Annotated in this window: 21 protein-coding genes; 13 read left to right on the top strand and 8 right to left on the bottom strand. The window is 31.7% G+C overall.

What is annotated here, in order from left to right; translation table 11 throughout:
* Positions 1-72 precede the first annotated feature (72 nt).
* Genes CELLY_RS08025 through CELLY_RS08015 form a run of 3 tightly spaced genes read left to right on the top strand, consistent with a single transcriptional unit; the run spans position 73 to position 3,543 of the window.
* Positions 73-495, top strand: a complete 423-nt coding sequence (locus CELLY_RS08025; RefSeq protein ID WP_034646463.1) for a deoxycytidylate deaminase — start codon at positions 73-75, stop codon at positions 493-495.
* 8 nt (positions 496-503) lie between these two features.
* Entirely contained in the window at positions 504-2,132 is a 1,629-nt protein-coding gene (locus CELLY_RS08020) for a S41 family peptidase (RefSeq protein ID WP_013621165.1), read from the top strand.
* Positions 2,133-2,175: 43 nt separating this feature from the next.
* A complete protein-coding gene (locus CELLY_RS08015; protein ID WP_013621164.1) occupies positions 2,176-3,543 on the top strand; it encodes an aldehyde dehydrogenase in 1,368 nt (455 codons plus the stop codon).
* A 61-nt stretch (positions 3,544-3,604) separates the two neighbouring features.
* Here CELLY_RS08015 and CELLY_RS08010 read toward each other — a convergent pair whose 3' ends face one another.
* The 3 genes from CELLY_RS08010 to CELLY_RS16900 all read right to left on the bottom strand — a co-directional run bounded on the left by CELLY_RS08010 (position 3,605) and on the right by CELLY_RS16900 (position 4,575).
* A complete protein-coding gene (locus tag CELLY_RS08010) occupies positions 3,605-4,075 on the bottom strand; it encodes a hypothetical protein (RefSeq protein ID WP_013621163.1) in 471 nt (156 codons plus the stop codon).
* A gap of 94 nt (positions 4,076-4,169) precedes the next feature.
* Positions 4,170-4,355 (bottom strand): hypothetical protein, encoded by a 186-nt coding sequence (locus CELLY_RS08005; RefSeq protein ID WP_013621162.1) that lies wholly within the window; start codon positions 4,353-4,355, stop codon positions 4,170-4,172.
* Between the two features lie 55 nt (positions 4,356-4,410).
* Positions 4,411-4,575 carry a DUF1328 family protein gene (locus tag CELLY_RS16900; RefSeq protein WP_013621161.1) on the bottom strand — a complete coding sequence of 55 codons (165 nt, stop codon included), beginning with the start codon at positions 4,573-4,575 and terminating at the stop codon, positions 4,411-4,413.
* A 304-nt stretch (positions 4,576-4,879) separates the two neighbouring features.
* Here CELLY_RS16900 and CELLY_RS07995 point away from each other — a divergent pair, with 304 nt between their 5' ends.
* The 9 genes from CELLY_RS07995 to CELLY_RS07955 all read left to right on the top strand — a co-directional run bounded on the left by CELLY_RS07995 (position 4,880) and on the right by CELLY_RS07955 (position 13,584).
* Entirely contained in the window at positions 4,880-5,389 is a 510-nt protein-coding gene (locus CELLY_RS07995) for a Dps family protein (protein WP_013621160.1), read from the top strand.
* Positions 5,390-5,434: 45 nt separating this feature from the next.
* Entirely contained in the window at positions 5,435-6,313 is an 879-nt protein-coding gene (locus CELLY_RS07990; protein ID WP_013621159.1) for a mechanosensitive ion channel family protein, read from the top strand.
* A gap of 208 nt (positions 6,314-6,521) precedes the next feature.
* Positions 6,522-7,148 (top strand): ABC transporter ATP-binding protein, encoded by a 627-nt coding sequence (locus CELLY_RS07985; RefSeq protein ID WP_042256817.1) that lies wholly within the window; start codon positions 6,522-6,524, stop codon positions 7,146-7,148.
* On the top strand, positions 7,145-8,353 hold the full coding sequence (locus CELLY_RS07980; RefSeq protein WP_013621157.1) for an ABC transporter permease: 1,209 nt from the start codon (positions 7,145-7,147) through the stop codon (positions 8,351-8,353). The genes CELLY_RS07985 and CELLY_RS07980 overlap by 4 nt, the downstream gene beginning before the upstream one ends.
* Positions 8,354-8,405: 52 nt before the next feature.
* On the top strand, positions 8,406-8,852 hold the full coding sequence (locus tag CELLY_RS07975; protein ID WP_013621156.1) for a hypothetical protein: 447 nt from the start codon (positions 8,406-8,408) through the stop codon (positions 8,850-8,852).
* Positions 8,853-9,013: 161 nt separating this feature from the next.
* On the top strand, positions 9,014-10,573 hold the full coding sequence (locus CELLY_RS07970; protein ID WP_013621155.1) for a DUF748 domain-containing protein: 1,560 nt from the start codon (positions 9,014-9,016) through the stop codon (positions 10,571-10,573).
* A gap of 42 nt (positions 10,574-10,615) precedes the next feature.
* The gene (locus CELLY_RS07965) at positions 10,616-11,017 is read left to right on the top strand and encodes a hypothetical protein (RefSeq protein ID WP_013621154.1); all 402 of its coding nucleotides are present in this window, start codon (positions 10,616-10,618) and stop codon (positions 11,015-11,017) included.
* Positions 11,018-11,021: 4 nt separating this feature from the next.
* Complete coding sequence (locus CELLY_RS07960; protein ID WP_013621153.1) at positions 11,022-12,122, top strand: AsmA family protein; 1,101 nt, start codon at positions 11,022-11,024, stop codon at positions 12,120-12,122.
* 100 nt (positions 12,123-12,222) lie between these two features.
* Positions 12,223-13,584, top strand: coding sequence for an NAD-dependent succinate-semialdehyde dehydrogenase (locus CELLY_RS07955; RefSeq protein ID WP_013621152.1), 1,362 nt, complete (start codon positions 12,223-12,225; stop codon positions 13,582-13,584).
* Between the two features lie 74 nt (positions 13,585-13,658).
* Here the strand turns inward: CELLY_RS07955 and CELLY_RS07950 are convergent, their stop codons facing one another.
* The 5 genes from CELLY_RS07950 to CELLY_RS07930 all read right to left on the bottom strand — a co-directional run bounded on the left by CELLY_RS07950 (position 13,659) and on the right by CELLY_RS07930 (position 19,052).
* Positions 13,659-14,489: a TlpA family protein disulfide reductase gene (locus tag CELLY_RS07950; protein ID WP_013621151.1), complete on the bottom strand. Its 831-nt coding sequence runs from the start codon at positions 14,487-14,489 to the stop codon at positions 13,659-13,661.
* 3 nt (positions 14,490-14,492) lie between these two features.
* On the bottom strand, positions 14,493-15,077 hold the full coding sequence (locus CELLY_RS07945; protein WP_042256814.1) for a TonB-dependent receptor plug domain-containing protein: 585 nt from the start codon (positions 15,075-15,077) through the stop codon (positions 14,493-14,495).
* A gap of 46 nt (positions 15,078-15,123) precedes the next feature.
* On the bottom strand, positions 15,124-16,428 hold the full coding sequence (locus CELLY_RS07940; RefSeq protein WP_013621149.1) for a M56 family metallopeptidase: 1,305 nt from the start codon (positions 16,426-16,428) through the stop codon (positions 15,124-15,126).
* Positions 16,428-16,787, bottom strand: a complete 360-nt coding sequence (locus tag CELLY_RS07935) for a BlaI/MecI/CopY family transcriptional regulator (protein ID WP_013621148.1) — start codon at positions 16,785-16,787, stop codon at positions 16,428-16,430. Before CELLY_RS07935 ends, CELLY_RS07940 begins: the two co-directional genes overlap by 1 nt.
* A gap of 180 nt (positions 16,788-16,967) precedes the next feature.
* The gene (locus CELLY_RS07930) at positions 16,968-19,052 is read right to left on the bottom strand and encodes a M13 family metallopeptidase (RefSeq protein WP_013621147.1); all 2,085 of its coding nucleotides are present in this window, start codon (positions 19,050-19,052) and stop codon (positions 16,968-16,970) included.
* Between the two features lie 245 nt (positions 19,053-19,297).
* Between CELLY_RS07930 and CELLY_RS07925 the strand changes: the two genes are divergently transcribed.
* Positions 19,298-19,741 carry a molybdenum cofactor biosynthesis protein MoaE gene (locus CELLY_RS07925; protein WP_013621146.1) on the top strand — a complete coding sequence of 148 codons (444 nt, stop codon included), beginning with the start codon at positions 19,298-19,300 and terminating at the stop codon, positions 19,739-19,741.
* The last annotated feature ends 1 nt before the right edge of the window (position 19,742 follow it).

Here is a 19,742-nt window from a genome sequence, read left to right as displayed (position 1 = left end):
TTGTGTTAAAATTATCCTTTATTGATTGTGTGCGTTAGCTAAAGCCTGTATCTTGTGGCCATTACAATAAAAATGAAAGACAGTAAACAAAGAAAATACGATGAAGCTTACTTACGTATGGCTCAAGAATGGGGCAAATTATCATACTGTAAACGTAAGCAAGTTGGTGCCATAATTGTAAAAGATAGAATGATAATTTCTGACGGATACAATGGTACCCCAACTGGTTTTGAAAATATTTGTGAAGATGAAGAAGGCTACACAAAATGGTATGTTTTACATGCAGAAGCTAATGCAATATCTAAAGTAGCATCTTCTACACAATCTTGTACAGGGGCAACTTTATACATAACGTTGTCTCCGTGTAAAGAATGTAGCAAGCTAATACACCAGTCTGGCATAGTACGTGTGGTATACCAAAATGCATATAAAGATGATTCTGGTTTAAAATTTCTAGAAAAAGCTGGCATAAAACTAACCCATTTACCCCTGTAAAAGCTGCAATGAAAAATAAAATGTATTACATATGGCCCGTTTTAATTGCTGCAGCTTTAGCACTAGGCATTTTACTTGGTGGTAAGTTAAACTTTAACGACTCACCAGAGCGTCTTTTTACTACAAACTCTAAAAAAGACAAACTTAACAGGCTTATAGACTACATAGATTATGAGTATGTAGACGATGTTAATACAGATAGTATTGTAGATGTTACCGTAAATAATATTTTAGGCAAATTAGACCCACACTCTGTTTATATTCCTAAAAAAGAAATGGCAGAAGTCTCTGAAAGTATGAAAGGTGACTTTGTAGGTATTGGTATAAATTTTTATATGTACCAAGACACTATTTCTGTTATAAAAACAGTAGAAAATGGCCCTAGTTATAACAAAGGAATAGAAGGTGGAGATCGTATTTTAAGAGCTAACGGAGAAGAATTGTTTGGCAAAAAATTACCTAGTGGTAGTGTTGTAGAGCAATTAAAAGGCAAAAAAGGCTCTACCATAGATTTAGAAGTTTACCGTAAAAAAGAAAATCGCACATTTACAGTAACGGTTAAAAGAAATACCATACCATTAAAAAGTGTAGACAGTTATTATATGCTAACTAATGACATTGGTTACATAAAAGTAAATAGGTTTGCAGAGTCTACCTATAAAGAATTTAAAACAGCTTTAAAAGCGTTGCAAAAACAAGGAGCCACAAAACTCACCTTAGATTTAAGAGACAACCCTGGTGGTTACTTAGGTATTGCAGAACAAATGGCAGATGAGTTTTTAAAAGATGGTAAACTTATTTTATTTACTAAAAACAAAAAAGGTAAAATTGAAAATGCATACGCTACAGACAAAGGTAGTTTTGAAGACAAGCCTGTTTATGTACTAATTAATGAGCGCTCTGCTTCTGCTAGTGAAATTGTTGCTGGTGCATTGCAAGATAATGATGTAGGTACAATTGTAGGAAGACGTTCTTTTGGCAAAGGACTAGTACAAAGAGAAATGGATTTAGGAGATGGCTCTGCTGTACGCCTAACAATATCTAGATATTATACACCAACAGGAAGATCTATACAACGCGATTATAAAAAAGGTAATGTAGATTATTACCAAGAGCTAATGAAGCGTTATGCTAACGGAGAAATGCGTGAAGCAGATAGTATTAAAGTAGCAGATTCATTAAAATACACTACTCCAAAAGGTAAAACTGTTTATGGCGGTGGTGGCATTATACCAGATGAGTTTGTGCCAATAGGTGATAATGAGCAAGAGGCTATTATAGATTTAGATAGTTATGGATTTTTATCATACTTTACTTTTGAACATTTAGACAAAGACAGGTCTAAATATGATATGTTTACCCGTGATGAATTTATTAGAGATTTTAAGGTTGATGAAAACTTGTTTGTAGAGTTTATTACATATGCCAAAAAAAATAATATCTCTTTAGATTTTTACAAGTATGAAACTAGTTTAAAAAGATACTTAAAAGCCACTTTAGCAGACCAACTTTTTGATGCCAATGCTTATGCCAAAATCAAAAGTAAATCAGACCCAATGCTACTAAAAGTGTTAGAGCTTGCTAATGAAAATTTTAAAGACAAAGATTTAGAAACTACAAATACTCTAAACAACTAGTTTAGTTAAATTACAAAGCTCTTTTTTTGGTATCTTGCATACTATGATGGAGATACTACAAAAGCAACAAACGTTTTTTAAGTCGCAGCAAACTAAAAATATAACTTACCGTAAACAAGCTTTAATAAAACTTAAGCAAGAAATTACCAAAAGGGAAGCAGACATTTGTGATGCTATTTATGCAGATTTTAAAAAACCTAGGTTTGAGTCTATGGCTGCAGAAACTCAATTTGTACTAGCAGAACTTAACTACGTTATTAAGCATCTTAAAAAGTGGGCTAGACCAGAAAAAGTTTCTGGTGCATTATTAAATTTTCCTTCGTCAGATTGGTTGTATAAAGAGCCTTATGGCACTGTGCTTATTGTTGCTCCTTGGAACTACCCTTTTCAATTAGCAATTGCACCCTTAATTGGTGCTATTGCAGCTGGTAATACTGCTGTTATTAAACCATCAGAAATTACTCCAAATACATCAAAAATAATAGTAGAAATTATAACTGCTGTTTTTAGTGATGCCTATGTTGCTGTTGTAGAAGGTGGCGTAGAAGTCTCTAAAAACTTACTAGCCCAAAAATGGGATTATATTTTTTTTACGGGAAGTACCAAAGTAGGAAAAATATTTTACAAAAACGCAGCTGAACACTTAACACCTATTACCCTAGAACTTGGCGGAAAAAACCCAGCTATAGTAGATACTACCGCCAACATAAAACTAGCTGCTAAACGTATAGTTTGGGGTAAATTTTTAAATGCCGGACAAACCTGTATTGCTACAGACTACATTTTAGTACATAAAGATGTAAAAGATAAATTAATAATAGCTTTACAAAAAAGCATAGAAGACTCTTATGGTAAAAACATAGAAGACTCTAGTGATTATGCACGTACAGTAAGTAAAAACCACTTTAACAACTTAAATGATTTACTAGAGGGACAAGAAATTATTTTTGGTGGACAAACAAATGCCAAAGATAATTATATGGCCCCTACGCTTGTAAACGAACCTAGTTTAGATAGCAAATTAATGCAAGGTGAAATTTTTGGCCCTATTTTACCAATTATTGCATATACTACAGAAGAAGATATACAAAAATATGTTTTAAACTATGGTAAGCCCCTTGCTACGTATGTATTTTCTACAAACAGAAAATTTCAACAAAAAATAATAACCAAATACAGTTTTGGTGGTGGTGCAATTAACGACACTGTTATACATATAACCAATAAAAAACTACCGTTTGGTGGCGTAGGTTCTAGTGGTATTGGCGCCTATCATGGTAAAACTTCTTTTGATACTTTTACGCACCAAAAAGCCATTATAAAAAGAGCCAATTGGTTAGAGGCTCCTTTGAGGTATCCGCCGTATAATTTACCACTAAAATTAGTAGAAAAAGTAAAGCATTTATTCTAACTAAAAAAGGGGAGGCAAAATTTAATTGCCTCCCCTTTTTGTGTGTTATTATCAGTTTTTGTTAAAACTGGTATCTAATACCTAATGCTATATCTAAATCTAAATCATCAGAATAGTCATCATTAAATCCTAATTCTGGTCTCATATCTAGTGATAAAATTAAAGGAAAATCAAAATTATATTCAATACCTATATCACCAGCTACCAAAGCAAAAGTACCATCATTTTCACCAGCATCAAAAGATCCAATACCTGCACCAGCACCAACAAACCAGTTAAAATTACCATCTAAAGGCATAACCCATTGGTACAAACCAACTAGTTTAAAAGCATCTACATCATTAGAATCTCTCCATCCTAAATCAAATTCTAATCTATTATTTTCAGATAAATAGCGCTGGTAAGATATTTCTCCACCAAAACCATCATTATCACCAATACGTAATCCTATAGCGTTGTCTGCAATAGATTGCGCTTGTAAACTACATACAGTAAGAGCTAAAATTGAAAATAAACTTAATATCTTTTTCATTGTTTTATGTTTTAATTATTAAATATACGGTGTTACCACCAAAAAAAGACAACACTAACGTTGTCTTTTTGTACTAAAATTATGTTAATTTTAGTTATTCGTTATCGTCTACGGCATCATCTATCTCATCTCCAACTTCCTCTACTCCTTCTTCAATTCCGTCTCCAACTTCTTCTACTCCGTCTTCAATTTTTTCTCCTGTAGTTTTAGTGTCTCTACAACTAGTTAATACTGTACCTAGTGCAAATGCAAATACTGCAAAATATGCTATCTTTTTCATTGTTGTTGCTTTTTAAAAATTAATATTCTCGTTTATTTGTGTGAGTTTAGGTGTGCTAAACGTTTCTTTTTCTTCCAGTAATTAATGACACTACAAAAAGTATCAGAAATAAAAAGAATAAAATTTTAGCGATACTGGCAGCACCTGCTGCAATACCTCCAAATCCTAAAACTCCAGCTATTAAAGCTAGAACCACAAACGTAATTGTCCATCTCAACATAATATTTTTAATTTAAAGGTTAATACTATTTTTTGTGAATACTTAAATTCTATACAGCAAAGATGAAGCTTGTTTAGAGATCTTCTTAACACAATCAATGCAATTCTTAACTCATTTAAAAACAAGTAAATAAATGCAGTTATATATATAATAGGTATAATTTTTCACTATTTGCATTTGAGTCAATAATCTATTTAAAAGAGCAAAGCTAGCTTGGTTGTTATGGGTAGTTTTGTATAGAACAAATAAGCATAAAGAGTAGATATTCTATTCTTTAACAATTAATCTAAACCCCACAAACCTTATGAATTATTTAAACATTAGCGACAACAAATTAGTACCTGTAGTAGGTGAATTAAATATGCTATTAGCAGACTATAGTGTGTATTATCAAAAATTAAGAAGTTTTCACTGGAATGTTTTAGGTCAGAACTTTTTTGATTTACACGAGAAATTTGAAGAATTATACACAGATGCTAGAGTAAAAGTTGACGAAATAGCAGAAAGAGTCCTAACACTAAGGTACCACCCAGTGAGTAATTTTAGCAAGTACTTAAAAATATCTTCTATAAAAGAAGTTACCCCTTTAATTACTGATAAAGAAATGGTTGCTGAAATTTTAAGTGATCATCAAAAAATATTAAAACAAATGAAAATTACTATTGAAGCTGCAGAAGAAGCTGGTGATGAAGGTACAATAGATATTATGGGGTCTTACATTGCAGATTTAGAAAAATCTAGTTGGATGTTAGACGCTTGGCGCAAAAACACAGAAGACCAATTAAAAATTAGAGCCAAAGAGCTTACCTCATAAGGTAAATTGTTTAACCACAATTATTAACCTTATAAATCACACCACATGAACGACAAAATACAAGCTTCTTTTATAGACATATATGATAAAATTGAAGGCTGGGTAACTGCATTAATAGAAAACTTGCCTAACATAATAGTAGCCATTATTGTAATGGTAGTATCTTATTATGCTGCACGTTTTGTAAACAAATGGGTAGTTAAACTAGCTTCTAAACGCATACCACAAGATAGTATTTCTAACCTTATTGGGCGTATTAGCGCAACTGCCGTAGTATTGCTTGGTTTATTTTTAGCATTAGGTGCAATGGACCTAAGCAAAACTTTAAACACATTATTGGCTGGTGCTGGTATATCTGGTTTAGTTATTGGTTTGGCATTGCAAGGAACTTTATCTAACCTCTTATCTGGTGTGGTTTTATCGTTTAGAAAAAAAATAGAAATAGGAAACTGGATAGAAACAAATGGCTATTCTGGAGAGGTTATAGATATTAACTTAAACAGTTTAGTACTTAAAGAGTTTGATAATAATTTAGTGGTTATACCTAACAAAACCATTATTGAAAACCCCTTTAAAAATTATTCACTTACCACCCGTATGAGAATAGTTGTATCATGTGGTGTTGGGTATGAGTCTGATTTAGAATTGGTGAAAAAATTAACCAAAGAAGCAATTGGAGAGTTATATAAGGATGATGATGACTCCGAAATAGAATTTTACTATACAGAATTTGGAGACAGCTCTATTAATTTTATTTGCAGATTTTGGGTAGATGCACAAAACGCAAAAAACAAGTTAGATGCTAAAAGTGTAGCCATAAGAGCTATAAAAACCAAATTTAATGCCAATGACATTAATATACCGTTCCCTATTAGAACATTAGAGTTTAATAACAAATTAAATATAAACTCTCCTCAAAAATAGTTTGTTGGTTTATACACAAAATACAAACAAGCTTATTGTTGTTGAGTAGGTGATTATTCAACGTTTATTTGTTTGGTTTGTGGTGAAGAAAAAGGCTTCTTTTAATTAAGAGGTCTTTTTCTATTTTTTATAACCAATACAGATTTCATAATAAATTCATAAATACAAAAACGGTATGTATGTACTTATTATATTTGTGTTTAAGCTTATGATAAAGACAAGTAAACTACAATTTTCATATTCATCAGAAAACAGCTTTAGTTTTCCAGATATTTCTTTGCCAAAAGGAGAGCATTTGCTAATATTAGGCTCTTCTGGTGTAGGCAAAACTACTCTTTTGCATTTATTAGCTGGTTTACTACCTGCAAGCTCTGGTAGTATTACTGTGGGTAACACAGAACTCCAAAATTTATCTAGAAAAAAACTAGATGCTTTTAGAGGTAGAGAAATGGGAATTATTTTTCAGAACGATTATTTTATAAATGCACTTTCTGTTGGTGAAAATTTAGAATTACGCCTGTATTTTCCTGATAAAAAAAAGGATTCTGCTAGAGTAAAAGAATTAGCAGAAAGACTAGGAATAAGCAACTTGTTACATAAAAAAGTAACTGCATTAAGTGAAGGTCAACGCCAACGTTTGTCTATTGCTCTTGCATTAGTAAATAAGCCAAACATAATTTTTGCAGATGAACCTACTGCTAGTTTAGATGATGAAAACTGTGAAAAGGTTGTTACATTACTAAAGGAAGAAGCTAGTAATAGCAATGCAAATTTGCTTATAATTACCCATGACCAAAGAGTAAAAACAATGTTCAAAAACCATTTGTATTTATGAATCTTGTAAAGCTCAGTTTTAAAAATTTAATTTCTAAACCGCTTAATGCTTTATTAAGCTTACTGCTTTTAGTATTAAGTGTAGCCTTGGTTACCTTTATGCTTCAGCTAAGCGCACAAGTAAAAGGTAATTTAGATAAAAATATAAAACCTGTAGACCTAGTTGTTGGCGCCAAAGGTAGTCCACTACAATTGGTACTTTCATCTGTATTACATATAGATGCTCCTACAGGAAATATAAAATTAATAGAAGCAGAAAAACTCAAAAAAAGTAGACTTGTAAAAGCTGCTGTTCCTGTTTCTTATGGTGATAATTATAAAGGTGTACGTATTTTAGGTACAGAAACTAGTTACTTAAAATTATACAATGCAGAGTTAGCAACGGGTGAGTTGTTTAGTAAATCACAGCAAGTAGTTTTGGGTAGCGAAACAGCAAAAAAATTACAACTAAAATTAGGTGATACCTTTTTAAGTTCTCACGGTTTAGCAGACCAAAATTTAGAAGAGCACCACGGACACCCATTTAAAGTAGTTGGTATTTTAAAACCAAGTGGCAGTGTAGTAGACAATTTAATTATTACAAATTTAGAAAGTATTTGGGATGTACATAGCCACGCTGATGAGCATAGTGATGATGAGCACCACCATCATGAAGAAGACTTAGAGGTAACCTCACTACTAATACAATTTAGCAACCCAATGGCAATGATGCAGCTGCCAAGGTATATTAATGACAAAACCAATATGCAGGCTGCATTACCCTCTTTAGAAATTAACCGTTTGGTTAAGTTACTTGGTGTTGGCGTACAAACAATACAGCTTATTGCTATTGCCATTTTATTGGTTTCTGGCTTAAGCATCTTTATTAGTCTTTTAAAAGCCATTAGAGAACGCAGACAAGAATTGGCTGTATTGCGTACTTACGGTGCTACAAGCGCACAATTATTATGGCTGGTTCTTTTAGAGGGCTTATTTTTAGGCTTTATTGGCTATGTTATTGGTTGGGTAATTGGTAGAGTTGGCCTCTGGGTAATATCTAACTACGCACAAAGCAGTTATGGTTATACATTTAATTTAGCAACTCCTACCAAGTGGGAAGCTATATTATTAGCTGCAACTTTAGGCATTACAGTAATAGCATCTGTATTTGCATCACTATCTGTTTTTAAACTAAACGTTTCTAAAATTTTATCTTCAGAAAAATAAAATTGTATTTGGAACAATTATTGGATTACTATCTTTGATAAAAATTACAACTATGATAAAAAAGCTAAGCCTTATATTTCTTTTTATATTCTCTGCACAATTAGTTTCTGCGCAAGCATTATTAGATTGGGAAGATATGATACAAGGTGTAAATTATACCACACCAGAAGGCGGTGCAGAATTAGGTGAGTTTTTAAAACCTACTTACAGCAAACAAATGCTAGCTTTAGAAGGAAAAGAAATTTCTATTACAGGATATTTTTTAGTGTTAGAAGGACAAAAAGATTCTTTTATGCTATCTAACAATCCTATGGCATCATGCTTCTTTTGTGGCAATGGAGGGCCAGAAACTATTATAGAATTGTACTTTGACAAAAGACCTAACTTTTTTATGGACGATTTAATATCTGTAAAAGGAATATTAAAACTTAACAGAGACGATCCAGACCACACGTATTACACAATAGAACACGCAAATGGTTTCACCATAAAAATGTAACACATATTACATGTTAACACTACAAAGCTCTTTATATAATTAAAGGGCTTTTTTTTACTCTTTTTCTATATCAGTTAAAGATTTAATTGCTTGCGATACTCGTTTTTTAATTTTCTTAGGAAATTAGTCTTGGTGAAATTTACGCCAATACTACACAAACTATGACAAAAAAAAAGAGTAACATATTAAAAATTACCATAGCTACAATTGTATTGTGCTTAACTGCTCTTTTAGGTACTTATTTATATGCCAAGCATACAATAACACAACATTTACAGTACAATTTGCCTCCCCACATTAAAGTAAGTTACAATAGCATAAATATTAATATTTTATTAGGTAACATTACTTTAAATAACATTGTTTTTAAAGAGTTAACTAAAGATAGTAGCAAGATAAAAACACTATTAAAGGCACAAAAAATAGCGGTTAAAAACATTGGCTACACCAACCTATTAATACACAAAAAGCTTGGTGCAAATAAACTTACTATATACAACCCAAAATTAACCCACAACACCCAATTAAATACGGCAGAAAAATCTAACAAAACTAAAAAACACGGAATACTAGCCAAGCCTATTACTATTGCAGAATTTAAAACCACAAACGGCACAGTAAATTTTATGACCAATAAAATTGATACCACTGCTGCCGCAAAACGTATTTTTATTAGCTTAAAAGGTGTAACGATAAACACAAATAGCACTTCAAACAAATTACCAATAACGTATAAAAACAGTAGCATATCTGCCCAAAAATTGCGTGCTAATTTAGGCCAGTTTGAAGAGCTTTTAGTTGATGAATTAGATGTTAAAAACGAGTCATTTACCGTTAAAAATCTTCTGCTAAACACCAAATACACTAAAAAAGAATTATCCCAAAAAATAAAAACAGAACGTGACTATGTAAAGCTTAAAGTACCCAGCATACACATAAATAATTGCAACTATAGTTTTGCAGGTAATAAAGTACTCATTGGCATAGCTAACTTTACTATTCATAAACCAAACCTAGAGGTATATAGAGACAAATTAATTGCCGATGATTTTAGCTACAAGCCAATGTATAGTAAAATGCTAAGAGATTTACCCTTTAATTTAGCAATTACTAGGTTAATAATTAATCAGGGAAAAATTGCCTATCAAGAAAAATTAGAACAAAACATAACTCCAGAAAAATTAACTTTTACAAACTTAAATGCAACCATTTCTAATCTACAAAATCATAAAAACATTAAAACGGTTGTACACACAAACTCTTTACTAATGGGTAAAACACCTTTAGAGTTAAATTGGAGTTTTAATACCTTAAAAAAAACAGACTTTTTTAAGGCTTGGGGAAATTTTAAAAATTTAGATATCCCTAGCATAAATCCTTTTTTAAATACCAACCTACGCGTTAAAGCAGAAGGTGATATGCAACGCATGTACTTTACCGTTAGCGGCAACAAACAAACTGCTCTAGGAGATTTAAAAATAAACTACAACAACTTTAAGTTTAAGGTATTAAAAAAAGACAGACTAGGTGTAAATAAGCTATTAACAAAACTAGGAAACTTATTAATTAAAAAAGACTCTAGGCAAAACCCTACCAACTTTAGGTACGGAGAAATTGAAGTAGAACGCAATACAACAAAATCGTTTTTTAACTATTTATGGATTAATATTAATAACGGACTGCTAGACGCTTTAACCGGAAAAGGCACAAAAAAGGAGTAAAACACCACAAAAAATAAAGTTTAACACACAAAAACAAACAAAATGGGAGTAATTGCAACAGATAATAATAAAGTAACTTTAATATACAATTCAGAAAATAGCATAGGAAAACAAACTATTGGCTATGTAAAATCTGCAGAAAAAGAAGTACTTACCATAGACAATTCTAAAACAAAAATTACTGGCACACAATGGGCAGAAATTGCAGATAAACTAAACATTAATATATGCGATTTAATAGATCAAGACCATCCAAATTTTATAGAAATTTACGGTGAAGACAAAGTAGATATTACTACTGATGATTGTATTAAAGTGCTTCAAAATAGCCCAGAAACACTAGCCTACGCTATTTTAATTAATGCAGATAAGTTTTATGTAATTAAAACACCATCAGATGTAGAAAAGCACATCAAAATTAAATCTAACAACAATAACCAATAACATAGTGAGTAAGCGTAAAATATATAAAAAGAAAAGGTATGTAATACCACTAACAATACTAACTATTGTAATAGTGGCACGCCTACTTTTACCTACGCTTGTAAAAAATTATGTAAACAATGTTTTAGCAGAAATACCAGGGTATTATGGTCACGTAAAAGATATAGACATTTCTTTAATTCGCGGTGCATACGTAATTAATGGTTTGTATTTAAACAAAAAAGAAGCCAAATCACAAGTTCCTTTTATTGCTGTAGATAAAACAGATATATCTATACAATGGAGAGCTCTTTTAAACGGTGAAATTGTAAGTGAGTTGTATTTAACTAAGCCCAGTATAATTTATGTTTTTGAAGATCATAAAACTACAGACAGTACAGATATAGAAGATTGGTCTAAAGCATTAACAGACATAGTTCCTATAGATATTAACCACTTAACTATTACCAACGGAAAAGCTGCTTTTGTAGAAATTAATACTAGTCCTAGTATAGATTTACATTTAAGAGACATAAATTTACAAGCAAATAACCTTAGAAATGTTGTGCAAAAAAAGCGCAACCTACCTTCTACTATTAATGCCACGGCAGTATCTATAGGAAACGGTAAATTAAAACTAGACGGTAAAATGGATTTGGTAAAGCAGATTCCTAATATAGATGTTTCCTTAGCTTTAGAAAATGCAAATGCAACTGCCTTAAACAATTTTACAAATCACTATAGCGGCATAGATTTTAAAGAAGGTAACTTTAATTTGTATAGTGAAATTGCTATTGCAGATGGTTTTTTAACTGGGTATTTTAAACCTATTTTAAAAGACGCTAAACTTATTAGTAAGGAAGATGGATTTTTTGAAACCCTATGGGAAGGTTTTGTGGGCTTTTTTAAGTTTATATTAAAAAACCAGAAACAAAATACATTGGCAACTAAAGTTCCTGTAGAAGGAGATTTAACCAATGTAAAAACTAAAATACTACCAACAGTAACCAACATTTTTAAAAATGCATGGATCTCAGCTTTTAAAGGTAAGGTAGATGATAATGTTGCCTTTAAAGATGCAGAAAAAGGAGCCGATAAGAGTAACGAAAAAAAGAAAAAGAAGTAACTTTATACTAGCAATAATTTAATGCTTTGCAGCAAAGAAGAACTTTTATCTTGCTTAATTTTGAAAAGCAAAAAGTACTAATTTTTTAATTATCACAACTATGAGCAATACAATAACAACTATAAATCCGTTTAACGGAAAAGATATAAAAACATACAATTTACATACAAAACAAGAAATAGACTCTGTTTTACTAACAGGAGAGAAAACGTTTAAAAGTTGGAAAAAAACCAGCATTAAAGAACGTACTTCTTTATTAAAAAAATTAGCCAAACAATTAGAAAAAAAACGCGAAGATTTGTCTGCTTTGATGACCGCAGAAATGGGAAAACCAATAGCACAAAGTAGAGCGGAAATAGATAAATGCGTTTGGTTATGCGATTTTTATGCTAAAAACGCAGATAACTTTTTAAGTGACGCTATTATAGACACAGAAGCACAAGAAAGTTTTATTAGTTATGATCCTATTGGTGGTGTGCTAGCAGTAATGCCATGGAACTACCCTTTTTGGCAAGTTTTTAGATTTGCTGTTCCTACGCTAACTGCTGGTAATGTTGGTGTTTTAAAACACGCTGCAAATGTAACTGGTTGTGCATTAGCCATACAAGATTTATTTACAGATGCTGGGTATCCACAGGGTTGTTTTCAAACAATAATTGCAGACCATAAAGCAACAGAATCTGTTTTAGAAAGCAGTTTTATACAAGCTGTTAGTGTAACTGGCAGCGAAAAAGCTGGTAAATCTATAGCTAGTATTGCTGGTAAAAACCTAAAGAAATCTGTACTAGAATTGGGTGGTAACAACGCGTGTATTGTGTGGGATAATGCAGATTTAGATACCTATATACCAACTATGGTAAAAGCTAGGTTTCAAAACACAGGACAAAGCTGTATTGCTGCTAAGCGTTTTATTGTTGAAGAGGGAATATATGATGAGTTTTTAGATAGGTTTAAAAAAGAAGTTGAATCTTTAAAAGTTGGAAACCCTGAAGATGATGAAACTTTTATGGCTTCTATGGCTCGCAATGATTTGGCTGAAGAATTAAAAAAACAAGTTGATGAGTCGGTACAAAAAGGAGCAAAAGTAATTTTAGGCAATACGCTTAATGGTGCTAATTATGCACCAACCATACTCACAAATGTTACAGAGGATATGCCTGTTTTTAAGGAAGAAACATTTGGACCAGTAGCTGCAATTACAAAGGCAAATAATAAAGAACACAGTTTAGAGCTTGCAAGCAACTCCAGATTTGGATTAGGAGCTATGTTATTTACAGAGGATATAGATGCAGCCAGACAAGCAATAGACAAAATTGAAGATGGTGCGTTTTTTGTAAACGAAATGGTAAAATCTGACCCAAGATTGCCTTTTGGCGGCACAAAGGCCTCTGGTTACGGCAGAGAATTGTCTAAAGAAGGTATGTTAGAGTTTGTAAACAAAAAGACCGTTTACATTAAATAATATAACTTAAAAAATATAACAAGCTTCAAGCTAAAGGTTTTACCAATAGTTTGAAGCTTTTTTTTAGTAAAATATCAGTCTACAAGTTGCTTAATTTTAGCTGCTAATTTCTGTAGATTATCTTCATTATAGCCCATAGAAATATAAACAACCACTCCATTTTTATCTATTATATAGTTTAGCGGTATTCCTTGCTTTCTATAGCCACTGTAAAACTCATTTTTAGGATCTAAATATACGTTAAAGTCTACTCCTCTATCCTTAAGCTCGGTCATTTTTTTAACTACAGTAGAGCGGTTTTCTCCAACAGAGACTGGTATAAACACAAAGTTTTTACCAGTATTTGGTTCCAAAATAACTTCTGGTATTTCATAAAATTCTCGTAAACAAGGTACGCACCAAGTAGCCCAAAAATTTAACAATACTACTTTGCCCTTTAAGTCTTCCCTTTTTAAAACATCTCCATTTATATCTTCTAGGGCAAAAGCAGCAATAGTATCACCAACTTTAATTTTAGAAGCAGATACCGCTTCTTTTTTTGCAACTTTTACTTCTTTACGTTTAGACTTACTCTTAACTAGCTGTTTCTTTTTATTGGCTAATATTTCTTCATCAGAAAAGGTTTCTATTTTCATTACAAAGTTGTTATCCAATCGTTCTTTAAAACGTTTTACAATGGCTTTTTTCTCTTTTTTAGAAACACCATTATGCATTGCTTTTATCTTATTTTCTTTTTGCAAAACCAAAAGGTATTCTTCTGTTACTTCTTTGCCTTCAACAATAAAAATCATTTTTGGCTTGGCTATTTTTTTATCTTGTGCAATGGTATTAAATGTACTTCCAAGACATAAAAAAAGTACAGAAACACAAGTGTATTTCTGTACTATATTACATATTTTCTTCATTTTTTACTTTAAAGTTATTTCAATAACACCATCTCTACCTCTAGAACCGTATTTAGCTGTTGCACTTTCATTTTTCAAAACATTTATAGCCTCTATATCTTCAGGATCCATCATACCAACATCAAAAGGTTTAGGAACTTCTTGTCCGTTTACAACAAAAAGTATGTTAGAAAGCTGATTGTTATTTTTAGCCTTAAATCCAACCGATACAACACTTTTGTCTTTTTCCTTCACAGAAAAATAAAAATAGAAAGGCTCTATACCCCACTTTTTCTCTTTTTTGTATGTTTCTGTTGCGTTGTCTTTAGTTTTATATGTAGCAGATATGCTTGTTATCTCTCCCTCATCATTACGTTTAACATCACTAAAAGATAAAGTTACACCTTCCTTTTTTGCGTCTTTACTAAAACCTGCTAAATCATTAGCTGTAGTAGTAGGTAATATGTCTATGGTTAGCAATTTTATTTTTTCTTTACTTGTTGATCCTACAAAAGAAAAATTACTAGATTGTGCTTGTACATTTGACCCTAACATACAAATTAGTAATGCAATAGCTACTGCACTAATTTTTATTTTTACTGATTTCATTTTTTGTAACATAACTGTTCGTTTTTAATTGATTAAAGATTGATTTTTATTTTTTTGTTGTAATTTCTACCACACCATTTTCTCCTTTTTTACCAAACCTATCTATAGCAGATTGACTCTTAAAGATATTTATATGCTCAATATTTTCAGGAATTAACAGATTCATATCAAAAGAACTTGGCATTACCTCGCCATTTATAATTATTAAAGGTTTTTTACTTGTTAAATAAGAATTTTTAGGTGTTTTGACTTCACGTATTGGCGTAGTCATAGAAACAGGAGTAATAGTAGCTTGCGCATTATCTTCTATTTGAAAATTAAATGTGTTAGACACTTTTGCCTGCTTTTCTTTTGATTGCACATGAGCAGCTTTAGCTTGTTTTTTAGCTTTATTTTCTAAAGTTTTAACAGAGTCTTTTACTCTTATAGTTTTACTATTTTCAACAACTGTTATTTTAGGAGTCACACTAACTAAGTCATTAGAAACAGATTTAGATTGGGCAATAGTTTTTGTATTAAATGCAACAACAGCACAAAACAACATTGGTATTACCAACCCCATTTTTAGTATGCTTTCTTTTCTGGACTTGCTTTTGTTGAGCATTACAATACGTTTTTTAACTAGTGAATTAAAAAATGTATTGGTTACTGATAAAGATGCCATACTATGTACAGACTGTTGCAATAACAAATACTGGTATTCTTTTTTATTTTGATGAGATACAATTGCATCATCTACAAGGTACTCTAAGTTTACAGAAACCATTTTTTTGTACCACCAAGCAAACGGGTTTGCCCATTGCAATACACATAACAAATGTGTAAGTAACATATCTAGAGAGTGTTTTTGCTTAGCGTGTAACTCTTCGTGCTTAATAATTGTTTTAAGCTCATTTGCTGTGTGTAAACTTGGATTGTAAACTATGTAATTAAAAAATGAAAACGCACTGGTATCCGCAGTAACCTCAATCATTTTATATTTACCTACTCTTGTGCTTGTTCCTTTATTAATTAAACTAAATAAAGATGCTAGTTGCACTAAAAATCTACCTAAGAAAAATATACAACCCATAGCGTAAACAGTCAAAATTACCAACCACCAATTTATATTTTCTACTGATGACTGATTGACAACCGTATTGGTTAATTGATTAAAATCTACAACAGGAGTATTTACAAAAACTACCTTGGTTATAATTAAAAAAGGAAATGCCATTGCTACAAATATACCCGCTAGCAAAAACCATCTTTTAGCTTTAAAAAATGTTTCGTTACGTAAAAACACCTGAAAACAAATAAAAAATAAGGCTATAACCAAACTACTTTTAGCAATAAAAATTAAATACTCCATTATTTATTGTTTTCTATATGGTTAATAATCTCTTTTAGTTCATCTACGCTAATTTTATCTTCATTAACAAAATTAGACACCAAACTCTTGTATGAGTTGCTGTAAAAGTCTGTAATTGCCCTACTCATAAATCCTTTTCTGTACACTTCTTTCTCTACTATTGGGTAGTATTGATGAGTGTTGCCGTATGCAGTATGACTAACATATCCTTTTTCCTCCAAATTCCTAATCATAGTAGATAGCGTATTGTAATGTGGCTTATCTTCTTTAAATTCTGCCAAAACATCTTTAACAAAAGCTTTTTCTAGCTTCCACAAAATTTTAAGTACTTCTTCCTCTTTGTTTGTTAACTTTTTCATATTGTATGTATTACAACTCGAATTTATCAGAAACCAAACTTAAACCTATTTTTTTAGTTATGCAACTATTTTTATAGTTAATAAACTAAATAAGTAGTTTTAAATCAATAAAAACAAGTAAAGGCTACTCTTTTAGGAGTAGCCTTTACTTTATAAAATTATGTGATTGTTAGTTTAAAACTACCAAATACGTACTCTTTTTTCTGGAGCAACATACATAGGATCTCCTTCTTTAATATCAAATGCTTCATAAAAGGCATCAATATTTAATAAAGGTTGTACCGCTCTAATCATTCCTGGAGAATGCGGATCTGTTTTTACTTGGTTACGTAAAGCCTCATCTCTAGATTTAGTTCTCCAAACAGTAGCCCAAGACATAAAGAAACGTTGTTCTGCTGTAAAGCCATCTATATCTTCTGGTCTTCCGTTTTCTTCAAATAATAGTTGTAAACCATCATAAGCACCTAAAACACCACCTAAATCACCAATATTTTCACCTAAAGTAAATTTACCGTTTACATAAACGCTATCTAACACCTCTAAGTTACTGTACTGTGCAGCTAAAGCATCACCTCTTTCTGTAAAAGCAGCTAAATCTTCATCTGTCCACCAGTTTTTAAGGTTACCATCTGCATCAAAACGAGCACCACTATCATCAAAAGCATGAGATATTTCATGACCAATTACAGCACCAATACCACCATAGTTAACAGCATCATCTGCTGTATAGTTATAAAAAGGAGGTTGTAAAATTGCAGCAGGAAAAACAATCTCATTGTTCATTGGGTTAAAATATGCATTAACAGTTTGCGGAGACATTCCCCACTCACTCTTATCTACTGGCTCTCCAATTTCTGCAAAGTTTTTATCTCTACCCCATTTAGCCACAGCTGTCATATTCTCAAAATAAGATTTATCTGCAGCTACTTCCATAGCAGAATAATCTTCCCATTTGTCTGGGTATGCAATTTTTACAGTGAATTTGTCTAATTTTTCAATTGCTTTAACCTTAGTATCCTCGCTCATCCAATCTAATTTCTTAATTCGGTTTTTATAAGCGGTAATTACATTAGCAATCATTTTCTCTGCCTTAACTTTTGCTTCTGGCGGAAATTTAGCATCAACATATAATTTACCTAAAGCCTCACCCACTGTACCGTTTACAGTTGCTAAAGCACGCTCATCTGCTGGGCGTTGTTTTTTAGCGCCTCTTAAATACTTGCTGTAAAACTCCCAACTAGCAGTTTCTGTAGCTGTAGTTAACCTACCTGCAGCACCGTTAAAAGTGTCCCATTTTACAAGAGTTTTTAAATCTTCAATAGGTGTGTTTTTTAATAATTTATCTAATGCAGCTGTGTACTTTAGTTGTGTTACCAAAATAGTATCAAACTCTTTTGTCATTCCTAAATCTGCAATCATTTTTTTAACATCTAAAGAAGATAGCATTGCATCTGTTTCTGCAACAGTTTTAGGGTTGTTAAAGTTTCTTGCATCACGACTCTCTACTTTGTCTAAACGAGGTTCTGCCAATTTAGTTTCTAAAGCTAAAATAGTTACAGCCGCTTGGTCTGCATCTTCTTTAGAATCTCCTAACATTTGTAACATTTTAGAAACGTACTTTTTATACTGTTCTCTAATTTCTTTAGACTTACTATCTTGTTCTAAATAGTAGTCACGGTCTGGTAAACCAAGGCCAGCACCACCCATATAAACAGCATTCATTGCAGAGTTATTTAAATCTGCACGTACACTAAACCCAATAAACGGAGAAGAAACCGCTGGATTTTTTGCTAGAACTGTTTGTAAATCTGATAAGTTTTTAACTTCCTCTATTGCTTTTAAAGCAGGCTTTATTGGGTCTATACCAGCCTTGTTTCTTGCTGTAGTATCTAATTTTGTTTCAAAAATAGCTAAAGCTTTAGCTTGGTCTGTGTCTGCACCGTACTTGCCACTTTCTTTAGCATCTTTAATAATTTCTAAAACATCTGCATCTGTAGACTTACGAAGTACAGAAAAACCTCCCCAACTAGATCTATCGTCCGGAATTTCTGTATTCTTCATCCAACTACCATTAACATAGTTGTAAAAATCTTGCTTAGGATCCACATTGGTATCCATATTCTCCAGTACAATACCAGGAATTTTTACTACTTCTTTAGTTTCTGTTTCTGTTGCTGCTGTTTCTTTTTTACCATCTTTACAAGAGGTAACCGTCAAAGCACCAACCAAACCTACCATAAGTAGTGATTTGTTAGTAATTTTCATTGTTCTGTTTTTAAGAGTTAATTAGTCCTTAGATTCTAAACAAGTTAGCATCTACACAAAAATAACAAAAAGATAAAATAAAGCGCTATATAGTATGTTAATTACATTTTTAATACTTACTTATTGTATTTAAATAAAAGATTATCAATGATTTTTGCAACTACTCTATATTATACAAGCAACAATTATCATTAAAAAACAGTATTTTTACTTTTTACAAAACAAACAGTTTTTACATTAGATTTATGAAGAATGATAAAATAAAAAATGTGTTTAAAGAAGGTGCAATATCTAGCGCTTTTATTGGCGAAGCTATTGCCAAGCACCAAAGCAAAACACAAATTGGTGCGCACAATATATTTTTAGGTCAGGTTAGAGCAGATAAAATTGATAACAATACCGTAAAAGCTATAGAATACACTGCTTATGAAGAAATGGCTAATCTTAAATTTCATGAAATAAAAGAAAATACCTTTTCTAAATTTAACATTACTTGTATGCACATTTACCATAGTAAAGGCATTGTAAATGTTGGTGAAATATGTTTGTTTGTTTTTGTTTCTGCTCCACACAGGCAGGTTGTTTTTGATGCGCTTAATTATGTTGTAGAAGAAATTAAAGCAGAAGTGCCTGTATTTGGCAAAGAAATTTTTGAAGACAGTTCTTACCAATGGAAAGTAAATAAATAAT

It is taken from the genome of Cellulophaga lytica DSM 7489 (genome assembly GCF_000190595.1).
Lineage (GTDB): Bacteria > Bacteroidota > Bacteroidia > Flavobacteriales > Flavobacteriaceae > Cellulophaga > Cellulophaga lytica.
The sequence above is the reverse complement of the archived record's forward strand: the minus strand, read 5'-3'. Positions and strand labels throughout refer to the sequence as shown.

What these genes read in the sequence shown, in the direction of transcription:
- CELLY_RS08025 (WP_034646463.1), top strand. Translation starts at nt 73, where the DNA reads ATGAAAGACAGTAAACAAAGAAAATACGATGAAGCTTACTTACGTATG.
- CELLY_RS07930 (WP_013621147.1), bottom strand. Translation starts at nt 19,052, where the DNA reads ATGAAAATTACTAACAAATCACTACTTATGGTAGGTTTGGTTGGTGCT.
- CELLY_RS07980 (WP_013621157.1), top strand. Translation starts at nt 7,145, where the DNA reads ATGAATCTTGTAAAGCTCAGTTTTAAAAATTTAATTTCTAAACCGCTT.
- CELLY_RS08005 (WP_013621162.1), bottom strand. Translation starts at nt 4,355, where the DNA reads ATGAAAAAGATAGCATATTTTGCAGTATTTGCATTTGCACTAGGTACA.
- CELLY_RS07970 (WP_013621155.1), top strand. Translation starts at nt 9,014, where the DNA reads ATGACAAAAAAAAAGAGTAACATATTAAAAATTACCATAGCTACAATT.
- CELLY_RS07925 (WP_013621146.1), top strand. Translation starts at nt 19,298, where the DNA reads ATGAAGAATGATAAAATAAAAAATGTGTTTAAAGAAGGTGCAATATCT.
- CELLY_RS08010 (WP_013621163.1), bottom strand. Translation starts at nt 4,075, where the DNA reads ATGAAAAAGATATTAAGTTTATTTTCAATTTTAGCTCTTACTGTATGT.
- CELLY_RS07935 (WP_013621148.1), bottom strand. Translation starts at nt 16,787, where the DNA reads ATGAAAAAGTTAACAAACAAAGAGGAAGAAGTACTTAAAATTTTGTGG.
- CELLY_RS07990 (WP_013621159.1), top strand. Translation starts at nt 5,435, where the DNA reads ATGAACGACAAAATACAAGCTTCTTTTATAGACATATATGATAAAATT.
- CELLY_RS07950 (WP_013621151.1), bottom strand. Translation starts at nt 14,489, where the DNA reads ATGAAGAAAATATGTAATATAGTACAGAAATACACTTGTGTTTCTGTA.
- CELLY_RS07965 (WP_013621154.1), top strand. Translation starts at nt 10,616, where the DNA reads ATGGGAGTAATTGCAACAGATAATAATAAAGTAACTTTAATATACAAT.
- CELLY_RS07955 (WP_013621152.1), top strand. Translation starts at nt 12,223, where the DNA reads ATGAGCAATACAATAACAACTATAAATCCGTTTAACGGAAAAGATATA.
- CELLY_RS08020 (WP_013621165.1), top strand. Translation starts at nt 504, where the DNA reads ATGAAAAATAAAATGTATTACATATGGCCCGTTTTAATTGCTGCAGCT.
- CELLY_RS08015 (WP_013621164.1), top strand. Translation starts at nt 2,176, where the DNA reads ATGATGGAGATACTACAAAAGCAACAAACGTTTTTTAAGTCGCAGCAA.
- CELLY_RS07985 (WP_042256817.1), top strand. Translation starts at nt 6,522, where the DNA reads ATGATAAAGACAAGTAAACTACAATTTTCATATTCATCAGAAAACAGC.
- CELLY_RS07945 (WP_042256814.1), bottom strand. Translation starts at nt 15,077, where the DNA reads ATGAAATCAGTAAAAATAAAAATTAGTGCAGTAGCTATTGCATTACTA.
- CELLY_RS07975 (WP_013621156.1), top strand. Translation starts at nt 8,406, where the DNA reads ATGATAAAAAAGCTAAGCCTTATATTTCTTTTTATATTCTCTGCACAA.
- CELLY_RS16900 (WP_013621161.1), bottom strand. Translation starts at nt 4,575, where the DNA reads ATGTTGAGATGGACAATTACGTTTGTGGTTCTAGCTTTAATAGCTGGA.
- CELLY_RS07940 (WP_013621149.1), bottom strand. Translation starts at nt 16,428, where the DNA reads ATGGAGTATTTAATTTTTATTGCTAAAAGTAGTTTGGTTATAGCCTTA.
- CELLY_RS07995 (WP_013621160.1), top strand. Translation starts at nt 4,880, where the DNA reads ATGAATTATTTAAACATTAGCGACAACAAATTAGTACCTGTAGTAGGT.